The organism is Sulfuricurvum sp. (genome assembly GCF_049305995.1).
Taxonomy (GTDB): Bacteria; Campylobacterota; Campylobacteria; order Campylobacterales; family Sulfurimonadaceae; genus Sulfuricurvum.
In genome coordinates, this window is the sequence record NZ_JBAQPS010000048.1 from 1 (window position 1) to 3,771 (window position 3,771).

The 3,771-nt window shown below is 38.9% G+C and carries 1 protein-coding gene; it reads right to left on the minus strand.

Annotated features, from left to right (window positions below; all coding sequences use genetic code 11):
* Positions 1–3,771 (minus strand): AAA family ATPase (locus tag WA010_RS01675; protein ID WP_422555444.1); only part of this gene is annotated, 3,771 nt, incomplete at both ends.

Here is a 3,771-nt window from a genome sequence, read left to right on the forward strand (position 1 = left end):
CTTTAGAGAGAAGTATCTTCTCTATCTTCCCACTCGGTCGCTCAACGGTTATGATATTGTTCTTCTCGTCAGTTCGGAGGATCTTACATTTCTCGGATGCGGCAGTCCCTTTTTCAAAGAAATTTGGGCTGTTTGCCATTACGATCAATCCGCTTTTATAGTTTTTTGCAAAACGTTTTTCTATTGGAGACAAACGCCATTCGCTTAATGTTGAAAGAGACTTTTCGTCTTTAATTTCGCTTCTACTCATTAATGTGTCGTGGGCGAGGTCGTTTAATTTTCTTCGAATCTCATTCGTAGACGAAATCATTAATTTTTTATTCCAATCGCCGTTAAGATACTCAGCAACCATACCTTCTACAATTGCCTCTTTTTGAACGATTACACCTGGTGTCGAAGCAAGCATATTATTTTGTTTCATGAGTGCCATCACTTTTCCAACGGCCGATTCTCTATCGTTATTGAATGCCAATTGTTGAACAATACTTTGTGCTACACTCCCATTTTTCTGTCTCATTATTTCGTTGATCTCTACAGTTTTCAAAACACTTTGTGCATAAGCGAATATGGCAGCAGGGCCAACAGCCGGGAACTGATCACGATCACCAATAAAAAATATTTTCGCGTTTTCTTTTTCGGCACGGTCAAGAATTTTGGCGAACAAATGCGCATCCATCATCCCGGCTTCGTCAATCACATACGCAGATTGTTTTAGCGGGTTTGAAACTCGTTCCGGGGATAATAGAAAAGAGTCAATAGTGCAACTTTTTATGCCGGACGCTTTTTCCAGTTCGTCGGCTGCAGCACCCATAAATGATTGCCCGACAAATTCAAGATTAAAAGACTTTGCAAGTTCTTTCGCTTTCTCAACCATAAATGTTTTCCCGGCACCCGCCCTGCCCTGAATAATGTTATATTTGTCTTTTGTAGAAAGTATTAACCTGAGCGCATCAAGTTGCCCCTTGGTAAGAGCTTTATCATCTAACTTTAACGTCTGTTCTAACCTCTCAATTTTTTCGTCAATTTCAATCATAGTCGCGGTTGGTCTCATCGCATTGATTCCGTTCTTCAATGTTCGATCAATCTCTTTTTCCATTTCGTAATATTTAATGCCACAGAGCTGCGTATTTTCGTAAACATTTTTTTTGTCAAAATGGATAATATTCTCTGATTTCTCAATGTCTTCGATGAGCTGAGTCGGATCCAAAACAATTTTTTCGGATATTCCGATTTGAATTGTTCTTTTGATCAATTCCTCTGCAGTAAATAACGCGACCTGTCTATTTAGTTGATCAGCGGCCAAGGTAATAAAATAATCTATTGTCCCCTTCTCTCTCAACTCATTTATAAGATGTTGTTGTGTTCCCTTGATATTTACTTCCGGTTCGTATGTGTAATTAATTTCTCTTCCGTGAATCGATGTCTTTATCGTCTCTCTAAGTGCCGCAATCTTTAGGATGTCTAAGTTATTGGTAACTGCGAAGAAGTTTTCTTTAGCACGCGTTAATGACACGTACATCGCCTCTTTCGTTGTGATCTGAGCATGGAGCAAGGCGAATTTATTTTTTGCGGTTGCGCCTTGCAGCTTTTGTGGCGTTGTAGCATACCCATGAGATAGATATTTATACTCATTCATATTAAGTGATACGGTTTTTTCGTCTTTGGCGTTTGATAGGTTGATTTCAAGTGTGTTTTTGTTGTGATCAATTCCAACTATCTTCCCATACCGACCGCTCTTGATTTCGACACCATCAATTTTTGTTTTACGGCCGAATATTACGGGTTCGCCAATAGAAAACTCAACCTCGCGATGATCGTAGAAACTGAACCTTTGGCTATCATCGTTAAGATTAATTTCGAAATTCTCGACACCATCCGTAACCATCACTATTGAGCTATCCGGGTGACATGAGATTACAGTGAACATTGTTCCGTCTGGGTTCCTGACCAACTTCATCCCAACTTCATATGATTCACCTATAAGTTTGCTGACTTCGTCGATCGTGCGCGGGACTAATATCTCCGAGATAAGCCCGTTTTCGATTTCATTTCTCTTTTTTTGTTCCTCGTGAAATAACGCATTGATCTTGGTTATGTCTCTATTTAAAGAACAACCGACAACTGCTTCGGATAGTTGTCCGGACAATGCCCTGTTAACTAAAATTTCAAACCGCTTCTGTTCGTCCGCTTCCTCAACCAACATATCGTTGTCCACCAAAATTTTCAGTGCTGCAGGCATATCTTTTTTGTACACCATTTCTGCAACTGCACTTTTTAGTATTTCACTTTCTTGGCGAACAATTTCGTCAATTACAGAGTATTCAATTTTGTGGAAATCTTGCAAATCGGCAAAAACTTTCCCTGCACCAACCGAATTGTATTGTTCTCTATCCCCCATTAAAATAACTTTTGCGGTCGGATCTTCGAACGTAATTTTTTTAACCAGGTCATAAAACATCGATGAGCTAACCATGGACATTTCATCTACAACATATACTCTTTGGACGTTGTCGATTGTGGGGATGAGCTTTTGTTTTAGAAATAATTGTATTGTTTTTGAATTGGCTATATCTTTGGAAAGAATATCTGCAGCATTATTCGTCGGAGCTAGACCAACCATCTCAACCCGTTCCCCTAGCAATTGAGGAAGAAGAGCTGCCGAAAACGTTTTCCCGGTACCGGCATACCCCTGAATACCATAGAATTGATCGCGTGTTCTCAGAAGCGCACCCAATGCACCAGATTGAGCTTCACGCAATACAATTCCATCTCTCTTTAATCTGCTGAAAATTTCTTTCTTCTCTTCGGTGCTGACCAATGGAGACATTGTCCCGCGTGACAGATCCATTGCGTTAAATATGAAACTTTCTTTTTCATACATTGTTTTGGATGTCATAGTCCCATCTGAAAAGCGAATAAGATCACCCCTCAGTGCAATTGCTCGCGATATCTCTTCCGGGGATACAATGGTTCCTTGACCGAACGTTATTTGAAGGACACGTTTCGCCAGATCGTGAGGATTGAATACACTTTCGTGATTGTGTATTGTTTCGATTGCCAAATCAATCTTACTGTTCAGCTCTTCCTCGCTGATTAAAGAGAATTTTTCGATGGTAGCATTTCGTATATTTTCATCCACAATATTTTTCAAAATAAAAATATCATTTTCTAAATCTTTTTTTATGGTGGTGGTATCGTAAGTAGAAGAAAATTTTTCACCGCCAAAATTTTCAAAAATTTCCTGCAGATCATTGATAATTAATTTATTGATTTGATCGATAAATTCTTCTTTTATGGTGGCATTAATTTTTATATTGGAATGTTGAATATATTTATCTCGAAGTTTTTGTGGGATTTCCATGATTTCAAAAACTTTTTTTCTTACGGAGTACGTGCCGATTTTAAGTTTTTCTTTTTTGAACAGGTCTACAATGTAACCGGCCGTGTAGCTGATATCATCATTGACTCGATCAGATACGAGTCCGGCAAGGATATTGTTTTTACTGAATTCTTTAAATTCGGCTCCGGAGAACTGTTTTAATGGTGCATCGAATTCACCACGCTCAAACTCTTTACGAGCGGCATACTTCGCAAGTATTTCATCGGAGAACATTTCGACACCTTGAATGTCAAATGTTATCCCAACGGCTTCCAATTGTGGCATTAGTTCTGCGTACAAATCAAGCTCAACGATTTCTTCGAGAGAAGTTTTTTTATTTTTTATATTCTCTGAAAAAAGAGAGAGTGCTTCCTCATATCCAAAAGCGTAAT